The sequence below is a fragment of the Caulobacter sp. GW821-FHT11E10 genome (genome assembly GCF_058808375.1).
The window spans coordinates 11,410-32,640 of the sequence record NZ_JBXARP010000005.1 but is presented as its reverse complement, the minus strand read 5'-3'; the positions used below and the strand labels follow the sequence as shown (position 1 = coordinate 32,640).

The following is a 21,231-nucleotide window of genomic DNA, read 5'->3' as shown; positions in this document are numbered from 1 at the left end:
TCTTCGCCGACGCTTAAACGTCGTCGACCCGGTGGCCCGGTGGCGGAGTGGTGACGCAGCGGACTGCAAATCCGTGCACCCCGGTTCGATTCCGGGCCGGGCCTCCAACCTTCTCCCAGCCTCCTCGATCCAGCGAACCGGCTTCCGTGCGAACGCGGATTGACACGGCTGACGCGCGTCGCTCCGATCGGCCAAAGGGCGCTAGCGCCCGTCAGCCCAGTGAGACCTCCATGGCCACCTTGATCTTGAGCGTTATTGGCAGCGACCGGCCAGGTCTCACCCAGGCTCTGGCGCAAGCCGTTCTCTCGGCCGGCGGCAACTGGCTTGAGAGCCACCTCAGCCGGCTGGGCGGCCTCTATGTCGGATCGGTGCTGGTGGAGCTCGACACCGACAACGTCGACGCCCTGCGCTCCGCGGTGAGCGCGGTCGACGCCCAGGGCCTCGAGGTCCGCATCGCTCCGACGATCGAGGCGCCCGGCGCCACGGGCGAGATCGTTCGCTTCAGCTTGGTCGGACAGGATCGCCCCGGGATCGTGCACCAGGTGACCGGAGTCCTGAGAGGTATCGAGGCGAATATCGAGGCGTTCGACACCTGCATCAGCGTCGAACCGCACTCGGGCGCTCCACTGTTCCATATGGACGCCAGCCTGCGGCTGCCCACGGGATTGAAGCCGGACGCGGTTCAGGCGGCGCTGGAAAATATCTCGGCCGAGATCATGGTCGATGTCTCGTTCGCCCCGGCGGCGGGTTGAGGCCAGCGCCAAGTTTCGGCGCGACAGGCCGCCACTGGCCATACCAATTCAATCAATCCCCCTGCCCAATCGGCGGATCAACTTACTAAACCGGTAAAGTTTTACCTCCAATTTAACCTATTTATCCTACATTTGCGCGCCAATCGCGGCATAACCGGTCATACCACCTGTTGCACAGCCGCTACTGCGACCGAAACCTGGTTGGACAGTTCGGAAATCTGGTCATACCACTATTGTCACCGGTGTCATGATCTGACACTGCTGCCCCTCGCCAAGACGCCCGTTCCAGGGGCGCGACCTTTGGGGAGGTATCCATGCTCGCTCGCACCGTCCGCTCACAGCGCACCGCGCTCTTCGCTTCAGCCGCCCTGGCCATCGTCCTCGCGCCGCACGCCCACGCCCACGCCCAGACCACCGCCGCTCCGCCGCCCGCCGAGGCTCCGGCCGCGCAGGTCGACGAAGTGGTCGTCACCGGCATGCGCGCGACCCAGCGCAACTCGATCGCCACCAAGCGCAACACCGAGACGGTCGTCGACGCCATCGTCAACGACGAGATCGGCGCCCTGCCCGACAACTCGGTGGGCGATACGCTGGAGCGCATCACCGGCGTCACCGCCGACCGCTTCAAGGGCAACGCCAACGAGCTGTCCGTGCGGGGTCTCGGCCCGACGCTGAGCTTCTCCACCTTCAACGGCCGCGAGGTCTCGACCGCAGGCCCCGACCGTTCGGTGGCCTTCCAGCAATTCCCGTCCGAGCTGGTCAACGGCGTGCTGGTCTACAAGACCCAGCAGGCCGACATGGCCGAGGGCGGCATCGCCGGCGTCATCAACCTGCGCTCGATCCGCCCGCTGGAAGCCAAGCCGCGCATCCAGGCCGAGTTCCGAGAAATGTACTCGCCGAAGGACGACGCCATCCGGGGGCGTGACGGTTTCGGCTATCGCTACAACGTCTCGGCCACCAACCGCTGGGACACCAAGATCGGCCGCATCGGCCTGTCGGTCGGCTGGCAGCACCAGGACCAGTCCCAGCCCGAGGACTATTACAGCACCAACTCGGCCTTCATCCCCTGCTCCACCTCGGCCAAGGATCCGAACGTGATCACCGGCACGGCGGCTGTGCAGACGGCGGCGGGCACGAGCTTCAACTGCGCCGTGCGTCCCACCCTATCGGCCGCCAACCAGGCCGGGACCACCGAGACGCCGATCTACTTCGGCACCACCTCGCGCTCGTTCCGCCAGATCAACACCAGCGAGATTCGCGACGGCGTCATCGGGGCGCTGCAATGGCGCCCGACCCAGCGCCTGGATTTCGTCCTGGACGGCCAGTACTCCAAGCGCTCCAGCCTGGAGAACCGCAACCAGTTCGTGATCACCGAGGCCGCGCGCGGCGTCACGCCGCTGGTCATCGGCGGCCAGAACAACGACTACAGCGACGGCGCCCTGATCAAGTACACGGGCAACTCGAACCTTGAGATCCAGCTCGAGGATCGCCTGCGCGAGGAAGAGTATGTCGGCGGCGGCCTCAACACGACCTGGAGCGGCGACAAGCTGACCCTGAACGGCGACGTCTCGTACTCGCGGTCGCACCGCACGGAGTTGCAGAAGGCCACCAACATGCGGTCCAACCGCCGCGTGGTCTACACCTTGGACGGCACGGACGACGTAGTCCCGAACGTCACCTTCGTCGGCTTCGACATCAACGATCCGGCCAACTTCGCGATCGCCGTTCCGGCCAGCAACACCAACTACGCCCGCTATCGCCTGGTCACCGACCGCAAGGACTCCATCGGCGCGGTGCGCCTCGACGGCAAGTACGACTTGGGCGAGGGCTTCTTCCACACGCTGAGCGGCGGCTTCCGCTACTCGGAGCACAAGCGCGAGACGGACGCCAACAATAACAGCGACGTCGCCATCCCGATCGCCCGCGACGGTCTGACCGCCGCCCAGATCGTGGCCCAGGCCAACGCCAACTGCCGCACGCCCTACGCCACCACGCGGTTCATGAAGGACTCGCAGACCAACATCCGGTCGTGGGCCCAGTTCGACAACAGCTGCCTGTTCCGCGCCTATACCGGCCGCGACAGCAACCCGCTGCTTACCGACAGCCGCGGACCCGAGGACACCGACGTCACCGAGAAGATCGGCGCGCTCTATGTCATGGGCCAGTTCCGCTCGGAGCTGAACGGCCTGCCGGTCAGCGGCAACATGGGCCTGCGCTATGTGACGACCAAGGTAGAGTCGACCGGCTACCGTTCGGAAGTGCTCGTGACGCCGTCGGTCGGCGGCTCGGTGGCGACCGTCACCACGGTGCCGGGCACGATCTCGACCATCGAGGGCGAGGGCAAGTACCACTACTGGCTGCCCAGCCTGAACGTGAACTTCGACCTCAACGACAAGACCCGCCTGCGCCTGGCCGGCTCGCGCGCCATCGCCCGCGTCGGCATCGAGGAGTTCAACGTTGGCATCACGCCAGTGGTCGACGCCACGGCCACCACGGTCCAAGGCGCCCTCGCCAACTCCAACACCGGCAATCCGAAGCTGAAGCCGCTGGAGAGCTGGAATCTCGACGCCTCGCTCGAGTTCTACCTGACGCCGGAAAGCGCCTTCTCGTTCGCGACCTACTACAAGTGGATCAAGGGCGCGGCCTTCGACGCGGTGCAGCCGTTCACCACCTCGATCATCGCCAACGGTCAGCTGGTGACGTTCAATGCCGTCGCCCCGGCCAACGATACCGAGACCCGCCATCTCTACGGTTTCGAGGCCACTGGCAGCTACATGTTCACCATGCTGCCCGCGCCGCTGGACGGCCTGGGCGCGACGGTCGGCTATAACTACGCCAAGGCCGACTTCGAATTCCCCGACCCGTCGACGGTCGCGCCCTATACGGATCCGGCCAACCTGCGCGGCCTGTCCAAGCACAACGTCAATGGCTCGCTCTTCTGGGAAGGCCGCAAACTGCAGCTGCGTGCGTCGTACCGCTATCGTTCGGACTATTCGAAGCCCAATAGCAGCACCAACCGCAGCGTTCGCGGCTCGGGCATCTTGAACCTGTCGGCCAACTACGACCTGACCAAGAACCTGCAGCTGAAGCTCCAGGCGCTCAACGTCACCAGCGCCCGGGACATCATGTACAAGGCCGGCGAGGACTCGATCACCGAGGTGAGCGAGAGCGGGCCGCAATACTTCGTGGGCCTGCGCTTCCGCTACTGAGGCGGACGCCGCTTCCCCGATCATCATCAAGCCTGGTGCGTGCGAACGCGCCAGGCGTTCTTTTGTCCGGCTACTGACCCAGGTTGGAACAGCCGACCACGGCGATCACCACCCACCCGAACAACAGGCTGCCCGCGAAGTTACGAACCAGCCAAGCCTTGGTCTTGTTCAACGCCAACATGCAACGCCCCTAACTCAACTGATGCCCACGCTGACGCCTGATTCTATCCACAAGCAAGCAGATTGGTCAGACCATTGGTCTCCCAAATGGCCATCAAGCCAAATCCTGTATCGGTCGATAGCGCCTTTGGCTTAGACCGCGACGCCTGCCCTCTCTACCGTGACGATCAACAAGCGGCCTCCCGGACTGATCCGAGACGAGCGCCGCCGTTCGGAGAGGACTCAATGAGCCGCATGTCGCCGACGGAAATGGCCCGCCAGCTCGGCGGCGGCCTGCTGTCGTTCCCCGTCACCCATTTCGATGACCAGCAGCAGTTCCTGGAAGCGCCCTACCGCGAGCATTGCGGCTGGATGCTGGAGCGCGAGCTGGCTGGCCTGTTCGCCGCCGGCGGCACCGGCGAGTTCTTCTCTCTGCGTCCCGCCGAAGTCGGCCAGGTGGTCCGCGCCGCCGTCGCCGAGACGGCCGGCAAGATCCCGGTCATTGCCGGCTGCGGCTACGGCACGGCCATCGCCACCGACCTGGCGGCCGACGCCGAGGCGGCCGGCGCCGATGGCGTGCTGCTGCTGCCGCCTTACCTGACCAACGCCACGCAGGAGGGCCTCGCCGCCCATATCGAGGCGGTCTGCAAGGCCACCAAGCTGGGCGTCATCGTCTACAATCGCGACAACGCGATCATCAACGAGGACACGCTCGAGAAGCTCTGCGATCGCAATCCGAACCTCGTGGGCTTCAAGGATGGCGTCGGCGATATCGAGCTGATGATGCGGGTCTATGCCCGCATGGGGGACCGCCTGACCTATATCGGCGGCCTGCCGACAGCCGAGACCTTCGCCCTGCCCTATCTGGAAATGGGCGTGACGACCTATTCGTCGGCCATCTTCAACTTCATGCCGGAATGGGCCCTGTCGTTCTACAAATCGGTCCGCGCCCGCGACCGTGAAGCCGTCATGGCCGGCCTGCGCGACTTCGTCCTGCCCTACATCACCCTCCGCAATCGCGGCAAAGGCTACGCCGTCTCGATCGTCAAGGCGGGCATGAAGGCCATCGGCCGTGACGCCGGGCCGGTGCGCCTGCCCCTGACCGAACTGACCCCCGCGGAGTTCGGCGAACTGCAGGGCCTGATCGCCCGGGCCAACCTGGACGAGCCCCGCCGCGCCGCCAACGCCTAGCGAAAAGGGTCGATGCGTCCGGCGCATCGACCCGTCCCGGCCGCGCAATGAACGCCCACACACCCCTGCCCGGCAAGAAGGCGTTGGCCATCGGCCCGAACGAGCGTCTAGCTTCGCGCCTTCAAGGTGTTGTCGACGGGCGGTTTCCGATGTTCGAACTGAGCCAGCTGCGCTGCTTCGTCGCCACGGCCGAAGAGCTGCATTTCGGGCGAGCGGCCCAGCGTCTGAACATGACGCAGCCGCCGCTCAGCCGGCAGGTGCAGCTGCTGGAGCGGATTCTCGGCGTCACCCTGCTGGACCGCACCAGCCGCTCGGTACGCCTCACGCCCGCTGGCCGCGCCTTCCTGCTGGAGGCCCGCCGCATCCTGCGCCTGGCCGAGAGCGCCGCCCTGGCCACCCGCCGCATCGCCAGCGGCGAGGCCGGCCAGATCGCCATCGGATTCACGGCCGCCTCGGGCTACAACTTCCTGCCGCAGCTGGTGATCCTGTCCAAGGCCCGGCTGCCCAACGCCGATCTCACCTTGCGCGAGATGGTCACCCGCGAGCAGGTCGAAGCCCTGCTGACCGGTCGCATCGACATCGGTCTGGTTCGTCCGCCGATGGAGCGGGTCGAGTTCGCCACCGCCCGGGTGCTGTCTGAGCCTCTGGTCGCCGCCCTGCCAACCGGCGACGCGCGCCTGGCCAAGGCGTCCCTGACCCTGGCCGACTTCGACGCCGCGCCGCTGATCATGTATTCGCCCGAGGGCGCGGGCTATTTCTACAACATGCTGACGACGCTGTTCGACGCCAACGGCGTGGCCCCGAACTACATCCAGCACGTCACGCAAATCCACTCGATGCTGGCCCTGGTCCATGCGGGCCTGGGCGCGGCGATCGTGCCCGAGGCGGCCATGAGCCTGCACTTCGACGACGTGCAATTCCGTCCCGTGGCGACCACGCCCGACCGGCCGGTCGAGCTCTACATGGCCTGGCGCAAGGACAACGAGAGCCCGATCCTGCAGGCCTTCATCGATCTATGCCGGGCCGAGGCCTCGCCGACGGAGCCGGGCGCGCACTGAGGCGCACCGTCTCTCCCTCGGCGGGCCAACGCCCAACGACGACAAGACTGGGAGAGACACCATGACCCTCGATCGCCGCGCCGTGCTGGCTGGAGCCGCCGCGCTCGCCGTCCCTCTGGCCGTCGGGCCCAGGGTCAACGCCGCCGGTCGCGCCGCACCGGTCGCGATCACCACCGCCGGCCGCGTGCGCGGCGCCGAGGTCGATGGGATCAAAGTCTTCAAGGGTGTCCGGTACGGCGCCGACACCGCCTCACGCCGCTTCCAGCCGGCTCAGGCCGTCCAGCCCTGGAAAGGTGTCGTCGACGCCCTCGCCTATGGCGCGTCCAGTCCCCAAACCAAGGCCGACGAGAACACCAGCGAGGACTGCCTGTTCCTCAACGTCTGGACGCCGAACCTGGCCGATGGGCGCAAGCGGCCGGTGATGTTCTACGTCCATGGCGGCGCCCACGCGAACGGTTCAGGCTCGAGCCCGCTCTACGACGGAACCTGGCTGGCCAAGACCTACGACGTCGTGGTGGTGACGGTGAACCACCGCCTGAACTGCTTCGGCTACGCCTATCTGGCGCGCCTCGGCGGCCCCGAACTGGCGGACAGTGGCAATGTCGGCAATCTCGACCTGATCCTGGCCCTGCAGTGGGTGCGCGACAACATCGCCGCGTTCGGCGGAGATCCCGGCAACGTCATGACGTTCGGCCAGTCGGGCGGCGGCGGGAAGCTGGTGACCCTGATGGCCATGCCCCGCGCGGCGGGCCTCTACCACAAGGTCGCGACCATGAGCGGCCAGCACGTCACCGCCATGGGCCCGTTCCACGCCACGGTGCGCGCTCGCGCCTTCATGGAGAAACTTGGCCTCAAGCCGGACCAGACCGAGGCGCTCAAGACCCTGCCCGCCGCCCAGCTGGTGGATGCGCTCAAGATGCGCGACCCGCTGGAGCGCAAGGGCAATATCGTCTTCTGGTCGGTCGTCGACCACGGCGTATTGGCGCGCCACCCGTTCTATCCGGATGCACCCCGCGAGAGCGCCCACATCCCGATGATCATCGGCAACACCCACGACGAGACCAAGGCCTTCCTCGGTGGCGATCCCAAGAACTTCGCCCTGACCTGGGAGGAGCTGCCGCGTCGGATGGAAGGGGAGCTCGTCCTGGACGTGGCGCCGGAATATGTCATCGCCCGCTACCGGCAGCTCTATCCGAACTACAGCCCGTCCGACGTGTTCTTCGCCGCGACCACGGCCGGCCGGTCGTGGCCCGGGCACCTGATCCAGGCCGAGCAACGGGCCAAGATCGGCGCGCCGGCCTGGATGTACCAGCTGGACTTCGGCGCGCAGACCGACCCGAAGATGGGCGCCTACCACAGCTACGACATCGCCCTGGTGTTCGGGACGCTGGACGCCAAGGGCTCGATGACGGGGACCGGTCCGGCGGCGCGGAAGGTCCGCGATCAGATGAGCGCGGCCTTCGTGAACTTCGCGCGGACGGGCGATCCGAACGGCGCGGCGATCCCGGCGTGGGAGCAATACACCCTGCCCCGCCGGCCGACCCTGTTGTTCAACGAGACCTCGGCCATGGTCGACGACCCCCGCAAGGAAGAACGCGAGCTGTTCTCGGTCGCGCCGTTCCTGAAAGAAGGGACCTAGCGGAGGGCCACCGGCTTGGAGAACGCCGAGCTCGCCCCGACCGCCGTGGTGCTCGTCGCGGTGATCGCCGAGCCGGGCGCCGCGCCGTCCACCTCTCCGGCGAAGGCCGCATTGCCCAGCCCATCCGTGACCGTCTGGATGGAGCCCAGATAGCGTTCGCCCTCCGCGGTTCCGGCCTTGCCGCCGAACACCTCGACGGTGACCAGGCTCGCCGGAGGGCCTTGCAGCACGCCCTTCACCGAGAGCTTTGCGCCAGCCAGCTGAACGGCCGAGAGGCTCGGTGGCGCCAGCCCGAACTGCGGCTGCGCATGACAGTTGGCCGGGTCGTCCTGGTTCAGGCAGATCACCGCCGCACCGGCCTTGTCGAACACCACGCCCATGCCCCGTGAGCCGACAAAGCTGCCGTGCTCAAGGCCGGGCGGGCCGATGACGATACCGCCTCGCGCCATCTTCGGGTCGCAGGAGCCGCCGGCCGAGCAGCGCATGATCGGCAGGCCGTTGCCGGCGATCACATTCTGGCTGATCCGGTTGGTGGCGACCTTCGCCTCAGGCCGGACCGCGATGCCGATGCCGTTACCCTGAATGTCGTTGCCCTCGACCATATTCCCGGCGCCCGTCAGGCTGATCCCGAAGGCATTCTCGCGGAAGGTGTTGGCGCCGATGTAGTTGCGCGCGCCCCAGTTCGACTGCAGGCCATCCGAATAGCGGACGAAGCGGTTGCGCACGACGGTGTTGTCGTTGCCCCACAGGATCTCGATACCCTGCGAAGGTTCCAGGTTGTCGGTCCCACCGTCGAAGACATTGTCGGCGATCAGGTTGAAGGCCGCGCCACGCGTCAGCTCCAGGCCGTCGCCGTTCTCCAGGAAGGTGTTGCGCAGCACCTTGTTGTCCAGGGTCGTGTTCGAGGTCGAGCCGCCCTTGCCGTCATCGCCGCTGAGCATCACGCCGGCTCCGCCGATGTTGCGGACGATCCGGTTGTCCGCCACCACCACGTTGGACGTCCGCAGGATCAGCACGCCGATGCAGAAGTTGCGGATCTCCAGGCCTTTCAGCGTCACCCCCTTGGTGTCGACCAGGGCGAAGCCGGGATTGCTGGCGGTGCGGACATTGGTGCCGTACTGGCCCGAAACCATACCGGGGCAGGACTTCAGGTCGCGCGGCAGATAGCCTGAACCATCGATGACGTTGTGGCCGCCGGAACGCGCGAAGGCCCGCCCTTCGATCGAGACCGGTCCTTTGATCGCCGGCAGGGCCGACTTCAGCACGATGCGCGGCGCGGCGATCTCGATGCGATAGCGGCCGGGTTCGGCGTTGCTGGTCGTCACGGCCCAGCGCAGCGAGCCTTGCGCCTCGTCGTCGGCGTCACGATCGACGAGCAGCAGGGTCGTCTCGCCGCCGGTGTTGGCCGGACCGCCGGCGGCCACGGCCGCGATCGGCTTGGGGGCCGCTTGGGGATCGGGCGTCTGAGCCAGGACGGGCGCGGCCGCCAGCGCCATCAGCATCGCCCATCGGGAAGCCGAGCCGATCATCCCATTCTCCTCGTCGAAAAGCCTACGCCCGCTCCCAGGGGAAGCTCAGGGTCGGCGCGTTGGTATAGCGCTTCATCTTCAGCGTCACTCGTGCGCCGGCGCCGGGCGCCAATCGAAGCGTGAATGCCGAGGAGTCGACCGCTGTGGCGGGCCCCTCGCCGATCGCGGCGCTCAGGATGTGGTGCTCGGCATAGGCGCCGCCCTGCACGGTCACGGTGCGCGCGCCGACCTGGTTGGTGTTGACCAGGATCACGACCGTCTCGTCCTCGCCGAGCTTCTCGACCAGGGCCGCGACATCCTCGGGTACGCCGGCCCGGCGTCGCTCGGGGTCGAAGTAGCGCAGGCGCGCATAGTGCAGCGCGCCACCCTGGGACGGCGAACTGGGCGCCCATGACGGACGGGCGATGTTGATGCCGCCCTCCATCAAGTGGATCAGGGCCGTGACGCTGGCCGGATTGATGTCCAGGGTGGCGTCGGCCAGGCGGGTATCAGGCGAGGTGTGATCGTCGCGCTGGGCCTGGGCGCGAGCGCGAACACGCTCCAGGTCGGCGCGCAGGGCCTTCGCCGGATAGCCGGCATCCTTGCCCTCCAGGTACGAGACCCAGGGGTGATCAGCGGCGCGAACACGGTCCGACGCCTTCTGCGACATGTACCAGATCTCGAGGCCGTTCAGCCGGTACTCGCCGGGCGCATAGCCGTACCAGCCCTTGGGGCCGTACATGCGTGGGGCCATGACCTTGCCATCGACGGTCTTCTTCTGGGCGTTGATCACGTCGTTCTGGCGGCGCCAGACGTCGAGGTACTTGTCGTCGCCCGTCAGCAGATAGGCGTTGAGGAAGCCGACGATGGCGCGCGGCACGCGGTTGCGGTCCTCGCGCTTGCCGGTCTGCGGCACCACCGGGCTGAAGCCCCAGCCATAGGTCCCGCTCCACCACTGGCCCTTGGGCCCGCCGATCTTGCCGTCGATGCCGACCTTGCTGGGCAGGACGTCGCCATTGGCCTTGGCCCGGTCGATCCAGGCGTCGACATAGCTCACGATCCAGTCGCGGTACTTCGGCTCGTGGTCCAGCATGTAGGCGTTCAGCACCAGGCTGGTGGCCTGCAGGTTCAGTGGCGCGTCGCCGACCACGTCGCCGTATTCCGCGTAGTGGTCCAGCGTCTCTTCGTAGGTCCGCTCGCCGTGCTCCATGTAGAACTTGGTGACGTCGAACGGGTCGCCGGCCCAGTCCAGCGGCGTGGCCTGCCGAAGCATCGGACCCCGGCTGCCGGTGATCATGCTGCGGATGATCTTGAGCTTGGGATCGTAGTTCGGCGTCGACGGATCCTCGCCGGTGTAGAAGCCGGAGAACCGCTTCACCCGCTCGCGATAGCGCGGGTCGTGCGGATCCGAGAGGCCCAGAAGATTGAACACCGACAGCCCCTCGGAGAGGTGCTGCCAGTCGGTCATGACCGGGAACTCCTTGAAGTACATGCCGTCGCGGGCGAACGGCACGTCCTTGGTCTTGGCCGCCGTGTACTGGCGGACATTGCCTTCGAAGGCCTTCTTGGCCATGGCCAGGACCTGGTCGCCCGCGCCCAGGGCGTGGAGGGTCGGCCAGTCGTTGACGTTCTCGATGGCGTCGTCGGGACCGTCGTTGGCGCCCCAGCGCTCGACCGCCAGCAGGTAGCCGCGGTCATCGAAATAGTGGGCGAAGAAGGCCGCGCAGGCCTGCTCGTTGGCCTTGAGCAGTTCACGCTGCAACAGAGCCCACTCGGGCGGCGCCATCGGCGTCGAGACCTTGAGCATCGGCGCGCCACTCTTGCCTTGGGGGGCGGCCGGTCGGGCCAAGGCGGCGAAGACCAGGGCCGAGGCGCCGGCCAGGACGGAGCGTCGGGTCGTCATGCTCAGACCGCCTTCAGCTCAAGGCGCTGGATTTTCCCGACGATCAGGAAATAGGCCAGGATGCAGATGACGCAGTGGACACCGACGAAAATCAGAGCTCCATCGAACGAGCCGGTCGCCTTGACGATGTAGCCGATGACGATCGGGGTCACGATGCCGGCGGCGTTGCCGAAGGTGTTGAAGATGCCGCCGGTGACACCGGCCATCTCCTTGGGCGAGGTGTCGGCCACGACCGCCCAGCCCAGCGACGCCACGCCCTTGCCGAAGAAGGCCGCCGCCATGATCACGATGACCAGCCACTCCTGTTCGACGTAGTTGCAGAGGATGATGCAGGTGGCCAGCACCATGCCCAGCAGCAGCGGCGTCTTGCGGGCGATGTCGAGATTGCCGGTCTTCTTCAGCAGGCCGTCCGAGATCATGCCGCCCAGGATGCCGCCCGCGAAGCCGCACAAGGCCGGCAGAGCGGCGGTGAAGCCCGCCTGCAAGATCGACAGACCGCGCTCCTTGACCAAGTAGATCGGGAACCAGGTGACGAAGAAATAGGTCAGCACATTGATGCAGTACTGGCCGAGATAGACGCCCAGCAGCATGCGGTTGGTCAGCACCTGTTTGACGTTGGGCCAGGTGAAGGCCGCGCCGTTCGAGGCGGCCGCCTCCTCCATCCGCACCAGGCCGCCGCCGGCCTCGATATAATCGACCTCGGCCTTGTTGACGGCCGGGTGCAGCAGTGGGCTGTGGATCAGCTTGACGAAGAACGCGGCCGCCACGATGCCGACCGCGCCCATCACCCAGAACACCGAGCGCCAGCCGAAGGTGTGGGCCAGCCATCCCATCAGCGGCGCGAAAGCGACCAGGGAGAAATACTGCGCCGAGTTGAAGATGGCCGAGGCCGTGCCGCGTTCAGGGCCGGGGAACCAGGCCGCGACGATGCGAGCATTGGCGGGGAAGGACGGCGACTCCGCCAGGCCGACCGCGAAGCGCATCGCGAACAGCACCATCACCACCGTCAGGCCGGTGAAGAAGCCCGCGAAGCCTTGCAGCGCCGTGAACGCCGACCAGGCCAGGAGCGCGATCGTATAGATCTTCTTTGAGCCGAACCGGTCCAGCAGCGCCCCGCCCGGGATCTGGCCCAGGACATAGGCCCAGGCGAAGGCCGACAGGATGTAGCCCATCGCCACCGGGTCCAGCCCCAGCTCCTTCGACGCCGATTGGCCGGCGATCGAGAAGGTCGCGCGGTCGGCGTAGTTGATCGTGGTGATGACGAAGAGCACCGCGATGATCAGCCAGCGCACCCGCGTCCGCTTGGTGGTTTCGGTCATCGGCGTCCCTTCCCAGTGAGCCGATCTGTCGTCGGCGTTCGTCATCATCGACGCTAGAGGCCCCCGGGCCACAGGTCTAAGTCAATTCGCCTATGGACCGATCCACGTGCGACATGGATCGAGACGGTTTCCGTATGGAAACCCTGGCCGGGACAACGCGACGACAGCGCTATCTCCAGGAAAACCGGCCGAAATCAGCCTTTTCGATCGCTATGCACCGTCGATCCGTGCCGAACGCGCATTGGTCCATACCTGATTGAGATTGGCCCTAGACGAAAACCCGTCCCTATCCTGAAGCCAACAAAGAAGGTGGTTCGACCGCCTTCACCGCGAAAGAGACCCGCGAAACGCGGGCACTGGGAGGGACCATGTCGACCAACCGTAAACCCGCCATGCGCGCCGCCTTGGCGTTCAGCGCCTCGGCCCTGGCCTTGACCCTGGCGAGCGCCGCCTCGGCTCAGGAGACCCCCGCCGCGGCCCAGGCTGGCCCGGACGAAGTCGAAGCCGTCGTCGTCACCGGCTTCCGCGCCAGCCTTCAAAGCGCGATGAACCTCAAGCGCAACGAGACCGGCGTCGTCGACGCCATCAAGGCCGAGGACATCGCCCAATTCCCTGACCTGAACCTGGCGGAGTCCCTGCAGCGGATCCCCGGCGTCTCGATCTCGCGCATCAATGGCGAAGGCCGCCAGATCACCGTGCGCGGCCTGGGCTCGGAATACACCCGCGTCCGCATCAACGGCATGGAGGCCATCTCCACGACCGGCGGCACGGCCAACAGCGGCGGCACCAATCGCGGCCGCGGCTTCGATTTCAACGTCTTCGCCTCGGACCTCTTCAACAGCATCGCCGTGCGCAAGACCGCCTCGGCCGACGTCGAGGAAGGCTCGCTGGGCGCCACGGTCGATCTGACCACGTCGAAGGCCTTCGACAGCCGCAAGCCCCAGCTCGTTCTGGCGGCCGGCGCCAGCTACAACGACCTCGCGGAGAAGACCTCGCCCCGCTTCTCGGCCCTGGCCAGCCGCACCTTCTTCGACGGCAAGCTCGGCGTCCTGATCTCGGCCGCCTACGAAGAGCGCCACCTGAAGGAAGAAGGCGCCAACATCACCCGCTGGGCGGTGGGCGGCAGCAATGGCGGCTTCAACGCCGCCTCGACGGTGCCGGGCTACACGGTGGCCCAGATCAACAACACCAATACGACCACCGGCATCTTCGCCCCGCGCATCCCGGCCTATGTCAGCTACGACATCAAAAACAAGCGCACGGGTCTGGCCGGCTCGATCCAGTTCAAGCCGGACGCCAACACCGAGATCACCCTCGACATGCTGTACGCCTATCTGGCGGGCGTGCGGAAGGAAGCCCAGCTGCAGGCCATCGGCCTGTCCCGCGCCACCACCGGCAAGCCGGAAACCATTATCCGCGACGGGGCGGTCCAGGGCACGGACCTGGTCTTCGCCCGCATGGACAATGTCGATCTGCGTACCCAGTCGGCCTATGACGAGCTGAACACCGAGTTTAAGCAAACCACCCTGTCGGCCAAGCACAACTTCGGCGACCGCGTCGTCGTCGGCGCCCTGGTCGGCTTCGCGGATTCGACCTTCACCCAGCCGGTCTCCACGATCATCACCTTCGACCGCTTGAACAGCCAGAACTACAGCTACGACTTCCGCAAGGGTCGCGCGCCGCAGATCCTGCTGGGCTTCGACGCCACCGATCCGGCCAACTGGTCCGCGATCAACGGCACCTCCGAGGTGCGCATCCGCCCGACCTTCGTCGAGAACCAGTTCTCGACCGCCAAGGTCTATGGCGAGTGGGAAGCCAACCAGAACCTGAAGTTCCGGGCCGGCGTCGACTGGCGCAAGTTCGAGTACGACAGCTACGGCCTGTACCGGACCAGCGAAACGGTCAGCCAGACCCTGACCCCGACCCAACTGGCTTCGGTGTCGAAAGTGTTCAGCGGCTTCGGCAAGAACTTGGACATGCCGTCCGGCAACGCCACCGCCTGGCTCGTGCCTGACATCGACAAGTACAACGCCCTGCTGAGCATCTACAGCAACACCGGCATCTATGCCCTGACCGGCACCAACAACACCTCGGCGCGCGGCCAGTACGGCGCTGTCGAGGAGCGCGACACCGGCGCCTATATCCAGGCCGACTATCGGTTCGAGGCCTTCGGCGTTCCGTTCCGGGGCGACGCCGGCCTGCGCCGCGTCCACACCGAGCAGGAGTCGGCCGGCTATGCCGCCGTCGGCGGCAGCGTCCAGCGCGTCGAGGTCAAGCGCGACTACGACCTGACCCTGCCCTCGTTCAACCTGGCCGCCGACGTCACCGACACCTTCGTGGCCCGCGTCAGCGCCGCCAAGACGATCGCTCGTCCCGGCATCGGCTCGCTGTCGCCCGGGGGCGACGTCGCGGTGCAGGGCGCCAACCGCAGCTTCAGCTCCGGCAATCCCTACCTGCGGCCGACCCAGTCCAAGAACGTCGACGTCTCGCTGGAATGGTATCCGTCGTCGGGCACGATGTTCGCCGCAGGCTTCTTCTACAAGAAGATCGACACCTTCGTCGCCAACCAGAGCGAACAGCGCGTTTACAACACGCTGGGCCTGCCGGACTCGCTGATCGCCGGCACCACCGCCACGCCGGACATGCTGTTCCAGGTCTCCAAGCCGGTGAACACCAAGGGCGGCGACCTGAAAGGCTTCGAGCTGAACGTCCAGCAGCCCTTCACCTTCCTGCCGGGCTGGCTGAGCCAGTTCGGTGTGATCGCCAACTACACCTACGTCGCCTCGAAGATCGAATATCCGACCTCGTCGACGGCGGGCGCGCCGGTGGTGATCAACGACCTGATCGGCCTGTCGAAGAACGCCGCCAACGCGACGCTCTACTACGAGACCGACAAGTGGAGCGTGCGGGGCTCGCTGGCCTATCGCGCCGGCTACCTCACCCAGGTCCCGGGCAGCGACGGCAACACTGTCCATGGCACCAACGAGACCCTGAACGTCGACATGCAGGCCAGCTGGAGCATCCGCGAGAACCTGAAGCTCTCGGTCGAAGGCGTGAACCTGACCGACGAGTTCAACGACCAGTACGTCGGCGATAGCAACCGACTGAACGTCTACACCCACAGCGGCCGCCAGTTCATCGTCGGCCTCCGCTACAATTTCTAGGCGTCCTTCCTTCGTGTCACCCCCCGCCTAGCAACTCGCGCCGCCTCTCCTCCCGGAGGCGGCGCGTTTTCTTTGCGCGGTGCACGGAAAAGGGGGCGAGCAACGCCCGCCCCCTCTCTTGATTTTCGACCGACGCGGGTCGGCGTTTCTCGTTGGTTCCGCCGCCTGCAGGCCTGAGCGAACTACCGATCCTTCAGCGCCAGAGGCTTGAGGAAATCGAGCGCGTCGAGCTCGGCCTTCACCTGCTCCTCCTTGGGGAACTTGCCGTGCACGCCGCCCGCCACGGGGTGGAAGCGGCTCAGGGCGCCCGCCTTGTCCAGGTCCGCCTTCAGCGAGGTCGAGGCCTCATAGGGGACGGTCGGATCGGCGTCGCCGTGGACGATGAACACCGGCGGCTGGCTCTTGCGGACATAGCTCGCCGGCGACATCGACAGCGCCAGGGCCGCCGCGTCGGGGCCATCGCCCAACCAGCGTCCGGTCGAGGGGCTCTTGAACGCCCCGGGTAGGTCGGGCCGCAGATGATACGGCCCATAGAAATCGAGGATCGCCGCCACCTTGGGCTGGTCGCGGCAGGCTGGCGGATCGATAGCGTTGTCCTTGGGCAGCATCCCGGCCATCAGGGCCAGATGGCCGCCCGCCGAGGTGCCGTAGGGCACGACCCGCTTGGCGTCGAAGCCGTAGGACTTGGCGTTCGCCTTCACCCACGACAAGGCGCAGCGGACGTCCTGAACGGCAGCCGGAGCACGGGCGACGTCGGTCAGACGGTACTCCACCGTGACCACCGAAAAGCCCGCCGCCAGATAGGCGCGAAAGCCGCCCCAGCCGGCAGGCTTCTCGCCTTTCCACCAGGCCCCGCCGTGGACATAGACCAGCACCGGCCGAGGCCCCTTGAAGGAGGTGTTGCGGTAGACGTCGAGATGCAGGTCCTTGCCGCTGGCTTGCAGGTAGACGACGTCCTTGGTCGCCTCGGGAGCCTTGACCGAGGTCCAGGTCGCGGGGTCGGTCCAGGTCTGGGCGGCGACCGGAGTCGCGCCCAGCAGGAGGGCGGCGGCGAGGGCCTTGGCGATCATCGACCTCGCTCCCGTCAGCTCATCAACAGGCCGCCGTTGATGTCCAGGCAGACCCCCGTGAGGAAGCTGGACTCGTCGCTGGCCAGATAGGCCACGGCGTCGGCGATCTCGGGCGCGCGGCCCTCGCGGCGCAGCGGGGTGCTGGCGGCGACGCGGGCGCGGACCTCGTCCTTGGAGAAGGTGTCGTGGAAGCTGGTGCCGATCATGCCCGGGCACAGGGCGTTCACGCGGATGCCTTGCGGGCCCAGTTCTTTCGCCATGGCCTTGGTGAAGGTCATGATCGCCCCCTTGGCGGTCGCATACGCCGTGGCGCCCGGACCGCCGCCGTCCTTGCCCGCCTGCGAAGACAGGTTCACGATCGCCGAGCTGGCGGTCATGTGCGGGACGGCCGCCTTGGTGGCCAGGAACACCGAAGTCAGGTTCAGGCGCAGGACATGGTCGAAGAAGGTTTCGTCCATCTCGTCCAGCGTCTTGCGAGCGACCATGCCGCCGGCGACGTTGATCAGAGCGCCGATTGGTCCGCCGAAGGTCGACAGAGCGGTGTCGACCAGCGCCTGGACGTCGGTGGCCGAGGTCATGTCGCCTTTCAGGATAAGGGCGCGCCCGCCGGCCGCTTCGATCTCGGCCAGGGTTTCTTGCGCGCCCGCCTCGCTGCCGAAGTAGTTGATCGCGACATTGGCCCCTTCGGCCGCCAGTTTCAGCGACACGGCCCTGCCGATATCGCGCGCGCCGCCAGTGACGAGGACGGTCTTGTTCTTGAGGCGCATCAGGATTTTGCTCCGTTGGTAGTGCGGGCCGCGAGGGCGGGATCGACGAGGCGTTCACCTCGGCCGCCCAAGAGCCAGATGGACAGGATGGAAAGAGGAACCAGGCTGGCGCCCATGGCGAAGACCGGGGCGTAGCTGACCTTGGTGGCGACTGGGACGATCCAGGTGGTGATCAGCACTCCCGCCACGGCGGCGGTGCCGCTGATCCCGGCCAGCGAACCGACCGAGCGGCCAGGCAGGTAGTCACTGGGCAGGGTCTGGATGTTGTTGATGGCGATCTGGAAGCCGAACAGGATCACGGCGATCAGCAGCACGGCGTGAAGCGGCGTGGATGCGCTGATGGTCAGCAGCAGCGCCGGCAGCATGAAGACGCCGCCCAGGGTGATCGCCCACTTGCGGGCCAGGCCCGGACGCCAGCCGCGACCGATCAGCCAGCCGGAGATCCAGCCGCCGAACAGGCTGCCCGCCGCCGCCCCGACATAGGGAACCCAGCCGAACAGGCCGATCTGCTTGATGTCGAAGCCGAAGCGCTCGGCCAGATAGATCGGCAGCCACGAGACGAACAACCACCAGACCGGGTCGATGAAGAAGCGCGCCAGGATCAGGCCCCAGGCCTCGCGATGGCGCAGCAGGCCCAGCCAAGTCGGCTTGTAGTCGACCTCGGCGTCGCCCGAAGACGGGCGCTGACCAGTGAGAATGTGCTCGCGCTCATCGTCCGAAAGCCACGGGTGATCTTGTGGACCCGAGCGGTAGACAATGGCCCACGGCACGACCCAGAGCACGCCGAGGACGCCGATCATCAGGAAGGTGGCGCGCCAGCCGAAGCTCAGGAACAGCCAGGCGATCAGCGGCGCCGAGACGATGGCGCCGACCGAGGCGCCGGCGTTGAAGATACCTTGGGCGAAGGCGCGTTCGCGGACCGGGAACCACTCGGCGTTGGCCTTGGCCGCGCCGGGCCAGTTGCCGGCCTCGCTGACGCCCAGGGCCGCGCGCAGCACGCCCAGCGTCAGGATCGAACGCGCCGCCGAATGCAGGGCGATCGAGGCCGACCAGGCCAGGATCGACAGGATGAAGCCGAGCCGCGTGCCCAGGGCGTCGAAGATCTTGCCGAAGATCGACTGGCCGGCCGCGTAGGACAGCATGAAGCAGGTCAGGACGAGGGCGTACTCTTCCTTGCCGACGCCCATGTCCTTGGAGATCTGGGGCCACATCACGGCGAGCGCGTTGCGGTCGATATAGTTGATCACCGTGGCCAGGCCGACCAGCCCGACGATCAGCCAACGAAGGCCCTTGATCCGCATCTCGCGCCTCACTGTTCTGGAACCGCCAGGCCGGAGAACCCGGTCCAGGCGTAGACGCCGCCGGGGGTCGTAACCCGGTGGCGCTTTGCGGGATCGGGATCCCAGGAGACGCCGACCGTCAGGGTCTTGCCCGACGAAAGACGGATGAAGACGAGATCCGCGCCGTTCTCGGACGCGCGCTCGACGGCCATTACAGACGCGATGGTGTCGCGCGCGTACTCCTCGGCGGCGCTGTACGAACCGTGCGCTTCCAGCACCCCAGCCAGGACGAAGCCTTCCCGCTCATCGCCGCGCAGGATGAAGGCTCGCTCGCTACGGAGGTTGTAGTTGGGGTCGTTGGCGCCCAGCTCGGTCAGGACCACCTGGTCGACGTCGCTGGAGGCGAAAACGTAGTCGTAGAACCGGCCCTGGTCGAACCAGGCGACACGCGCCCCGCCCTTCACCTGGGCCCGGCCGCGGTCCCACAGGTGTTGGTAGCCGTCGGCCTTGCCCAGCGGCTTCAACTCGCTCGTTCCGCCCTGAAACTTCAGGCCGGAGTCGACGATCTGGCCGTCATAGTGCAGCGGTAGGTCGAAGCGATGCTTGCCGCCGCCCCCTTCACCAAGATTGGCAGCGCGGATCAGATCCAGCACGATCGGCCGCCCGACCTCGGGCCGGTCGATCATGGCCATCGCCCGGCGGTAGCGTACGCCCGGCCACGCGTCGTCGATGCTGGCCGCGGTCATCTGCACGCCGTCCTTGGAGTCGAAGGCCAGGACGGTCGGCCAATGCGCCTCGCCCGTGTCGGTGTTGGCGCCGAACTGGCTCTTCTCGTCGACCACCAGGGTGTTATGGGCGACGGTCTGCTGGGCCCAACTGTCGTTTTCAGGCAGATAGCGCCCGCCCGACTTGGCCTCGACATTGAGGAACCGCGCCGATCCGTAATCGGTCACGACCTCCCGGCCGGCGTCGAAGAACATCCAGGACAGCTTGTCGAAATGGCCGTGGCCCATACCCTGGGACGTGGCCTTGAACACCAGCGCCTGGTCCTTGGCCTTTGGGCCCGAACGCAACACGACCAGCGCGCCCCTGTCGCCCTTGGCCCCGTCGCGCAGGCGCATCGAGGCGTACGGGAACGGCTTGGCCTCGCCGCGCGCGATCGCGGCGGCGACCTCGCGGCCTTCGGGGCTGAGCACCACCGAGCCTTGCTGGACGGCGATCGACAGCAGCGCCGGATCATGGGTCACGGCATAGGTCACCGCCACGCCATGGACCAGTTCGGGCGTGTCGAGCCCCTTGTCCTTGATGGCGTCATTGATCGGGAACAGAAGGCCGCCGTAGCTCTGCTGGATCGTCGCGTAGACCGCCTTGCGCAGGACGCCATCGCGATAGTCGAGGATCTTCCGCGTCGGCTCGTGGCGCTGGACCGACTGGGCCAGCAGCAGGAACGGCGACAGGGCGTAGCGCTGATAGTACGGCCCCTCGGCGTAGTAGCCGTCAGGCGAGAACAGCTCTTCCAGCTGCTTGTAGAAGCCGGACTTGCCGGAACCGTCCAGGCCGTACAGCGCCTGCTTGACCAGCCCTTGGTCGCCGATCGCGTAGCCGGTCATGCCGACGGCGGCCAGCGCCCAGGTGCCGTGGTTATGGATGCTGTCAAAGGTCTGGGGCGATCCGGTTGACAGGAAAGCGGCCATGGGCCGAAACACGCCCGCCTCGATCGTCGCGCGGTCGGCGGCGGGAATGGCGTCCTTGACCGCCTCATAGCCCTGGACCGAGTTCACTAGCCAGACGCTGTCGTTCAGCACCTGCCAGAACAGCTTGCCCGGTTTTTGGTTCGCTTGCTTGGGGTGCAGCGGCAGGGACGGATAGAGTTTGGCGTAGTCCAGCAGCACCCGCCGCACGAGGTCGGCATAGGCCTTGTCGCCAGTCTGCCGGTAGAGCATCCCGGCCTCGTAGATCAGGCGATAGTTGTCCTTGTGCCGTTCGTGCGTGTAGCCGCCGCCGGAGTCGGCGGGGACCGGGACGTCGATGGTCTTGGAGAGCTGCGGGTCCACGAAGGCCCGGCTCTTGGCCAGGGTGGCGGCGAACAGCGGGGGGACCTGCGCGGCGGCAGTCGGAGCAGACTTGGCCGGCGTGGCGGCTTGGACCGTCCCGGCCAAGGCCAGGACCGCGAGGCCGGCGCAGAGTTGGGTTCTAAGCTTGGACATCGGAC

The 21,231-nt window shown here is 66.7% G+C and carries 13 protein-coding genes and 1 tRNA gene; 7 read left to right on the top strand and 7 right to left on the bottom strand.

Annotation, left to right across the window (positions count from 1 at the left end):
• The first annotated feature begins 33 nt into the window (after positions 1 to 33).
• From AC1RRV_RS11245 to AC1RRV_RS11220, 6 genes are all read left to right on the top strand, one after another.
• A tRNA-Cys gene (locus AC1RRV_RS11245) sits at positions 34 to 107 on the top strand.
• A gap of 123 nt (positions 108 to 230) precedes the next feature.
• Positions 231 to 752, top strand: a complete 522-nt coding sequence (locus tag AC1RRV_RS11240; RefSeq protein ID WP_492859709.1) for a glycine cleavage system transcriptional repressor — start codon at positions 231 to 233, stop codon at positions 750 to 752.
• Positions 753 to 1,066: 314 nt separating this feature from the next.
• Entirely contained in the window at positions 1,067 to 3,961 is a 2,895-nt protein-coding gene (locus tag AC1RRV_RS11235) for a TonB-dependent receptor (RefSeq protein WP_492859708.1), read from the top strand.
• 405 nt (positions 3,962 to 4,366) lie between these two features.
• Positions 4,367 to 5,311: a 5-dehydro-4-deoxyglucarate dehydratase gene (kdgD, locus tag AC1RRV_RS11230; RefSeq protein ID WP_492859707.1), complete on the top strand. Its 945-nt coding sequence runs from the start codon at positions 4,367 to 4,369 to the stop codon at positions 5,309 to 5,311.
• Positions 5,312 to 5,358: 47 nt separating this feature from the next.
• Positions 5,359 to 6,369, top strand: coding sequence for a LysR substrate-binding domain-containing protein (locus AC1RRV_RS11225; RefSeq protein ID WP_492859706.1), 1,011 nt, complete (start codon positions 5,359 to 5,361; stop codon positions 6,367 to 6,369).
• A gap of 61 nt (positions 6,370 to 6,430) precedes the next feature.
• Complete coding sequence (locus AC1RRV_RS11220; protein ID WP_492859704.1) at positions 6,431 to 8,008, top strand: carboxylesterase/lipase family protein; 1,578 nt, start codon at positions 6,431 to 6,433, stop codon at positions 8,006 to 8,008.
• On the opposite strand, the gene AC1RRV_RS11215 is transcribed toward AC1RRV_RS11220, so the two are convergent.
• The 3 genes from AC1RRV_RS11215 to AC1RRV_RS11205 are packed head-to-tail and all read right to left on the bottom strand — an operon-like array spanning position 8,005 to position 12,738.
• Positions 8,005 to 9,537, bottom strand: coding sequence for a right-handed parallel beta-helix repeat-containing protein (locus tag AC1RRV_RS11215; protein WP_492859703.1), 1,533 nt, complete (start codon positions 9,535 to 9,537; stop codon positions 8,005 to 8,007). The genes AC1RRV_RS11220 and AC1RRV_RS11215 overlap by 4 nt on opposite strands.
• A gap of 22 nt (positions 9,538 to 9,559) precedes the next feature.
• The gene (locus AC1RRV_RS11210; RefSeq protein ID WP_492859702.1) at positions 9,560 to 11,419 is read right to left on the bottom strand and encodes a DUF8034 domain-containing protein; all 1,860 of its coding nucleotides are present in this window, start codon (positions 11,417 to 11,419) and stop codon (positions 9,560 to 9,562) included.
• Positions 11,420 to 11,421: 2 nt separating this feature from the next.
• A complete protein-coding gene (locus tag AC1RRV_RS11205) occupies positions 11,422 to 12,738 on the bottom strand; it encodes an MFS transporter (protein ID WP_492859701.1) in 1,317 nt (438 codons plus the stop codon).
• 368 nt (positions 12,739 to 13,106) lie between these two features.
• Between AC1RRV_RS11205 and AC1RRV_RS11200 the strand changes: the two genes are divergently transcribed.
• Positions 13,107 to 15,902 carry a TonB-dependent receptor gene (locus tag AC1RRV_RS11200; protein ID WP_492859700.1) on the top strand — a complete coding sequence of 932 codons (2,796 nt, stop codon included), beginning with the start codon at positions 13,107 to 13,109 and terminating at the stop codon, positions 15,900 to 15,902.
• A 182-nt stretch (positions 15,903 to 16,084) separates the two neighbouring features.
• Here the strand turns inward: AC1RRV_RS11200 and AC1RRV_RS11195 are convergent, their stop codons facing one another.
• The 4 genes from AC1RRV_RS11195 to AC1RRV_RS11180 are packed head-to-tail and all read right to left on the bottom strand — an operon-like array spanning position 16,085 to position 21,226.
• A complete protein-coding gene (locus tag AC1RRV_RS11195) occupies positions 16,085 to 16,972 on the bottom strand; it encodes an alpha/beta hydrolase fold domain-containing protein (protein WP_492859699.1) in 888 nt (295 codons plus the stop codon).
• Positions 16,973 to 16,986: 14 nt separating this feature from the next.
• A complete protein-coding gene (locus AC1RRV_RS11190) occupies positions 16,987 to 17,739 on the bottom strand; it encodes an SDR family NAD(P)-dependent oxidoreductase (protein ID WP_492859698.1) in 753 nt (250 codons plus the stop codon).
• Positions 17,739 to 19,040, bottom strand: a complete 1,302-nt coding sequence (locus AC1RRV_RS11185; RefSeq protein ID WP_492859697.1) for an MFS transporter — start codon at positions 19,038 to 19,040, stop codon at positions 17,739 to 17,741. Before AC1RRV_RS11185 ends, AC1RRV_RS11190 begins: the two co-directional genes overlap by 1 nt.
• Before the next feature lie 8 nt (positions 19,041 to 19,048).
• Positions 19,049 to 21,226 carry an alginate lyase family protein gene (locus AC1RRV_RS11180; protein ID WP_492859696.1) on the bottom strand — a complete coding sequence of 726 codons (2,178 nt, stop codon included), beginning with the start codon at positions 21,224 to 21,226 and terminating at the stop codon, positions 19,049 to 19,051.
• Between the last annotated feature and the right edge of the window lie 5 nt (positions 21,227 to 21,231).

Bases quoted from the DNA above. Each gene is read 5' to 3' on its own strand.
- AC1RRV_RS11200 (WP_492859700.1), top strand. From the start codon at position 13,107: ATGTCGACCAACCGTAAACCCGCCATGCGCGCCGCCTTGGCGTTCAGC.
- AC1RRV_RS11235 (WP_492859708.1), top strand. From the start codon at position 1,067: ATGCTCGCTCGCACCGTCCGCTCACAGCGCACCGCGCTCTTCGCTTCA.
- AC1RRV_RS11220 (WP_492859704.1), top strand. From the start codon at position 6,431: ATGACCCTCGATCGCCGCGCCGTGCTGGCTGGAGCCGCCGCGCTCGCC.
- AC1RRV_RS11225 (WP_492859706.1), top strand. From the start codon at position 5,359: ATGAACGCCCACACACCCCTGCCCGGCAAGAAGGCGTTGGCCATCGGC.
- AC1RRV_RS11210 (WP_492859702.1), bottom strand. From the start codon at position 11,419: ATGACGACCCGACGCTCCGTCCTGGCCGGCGCCTCGGCCCTGGTCTTC.
- AC1RRV_RS11215 (WP_492859703.1), bottom strand. From the start codon at position 9,537: ATGATCGGCTCGGCTTCCCGATGGGCGATGCTGATGGCGCTGGCGGCC.
- AC1RRV_RS11190 (WP_492859698.1), bottom strand. From the start codon at position 17,739: ATGCGCCTCAAGAACAAGACCGTCCTCGTCACTGGCGGCGCGCGCGAT.
- AC1RRV_RS11205 (WP_492859701.1), bottom strand. From the start codon at position 12,738: ATGACCGAAACCACCAAGCGGACGCGGGTGCGCTGGCTGATCATCGCG.
- kdgD (WP_492859707.1), top strand. From the start codon at position 4,367: ATGAGCCGCATGTCGCCGACGGAAATGGCCCGCCAGCTCGGCGGCGGC.
- AC1RRV_RS11195 (WP_492859699.1), bottom strand. From the start codon at position 16,972: ATGATCGCCAAGGCCCTCGCCGCCGCCCTCCTGCTGGGCGCGACTCCG.
- AC1RRV_RS11185 (WP_492859697.1), bottom strand. From the start codon at position 19,040: ATGCGGATCAAGGGCCTTCGTTGGCTGATCGTCGGGCTGGTCGGCCTG.
- AC1RRV_RS11180 (WP_492859696.1), bottom strand. From the start codon at position 21,226: ATGTCCAAGCTTAGAACCCAACTCTGCGCCGGCCTCGCGGTCCTGGCC.
- AC1RRV_RS11240 (WP_492859709.1), top strand. From the start codon at position 231: ATGGCCACCTTGATCTTGAGCGTTATTGGCAGCGACCGGCCAGGTCTC.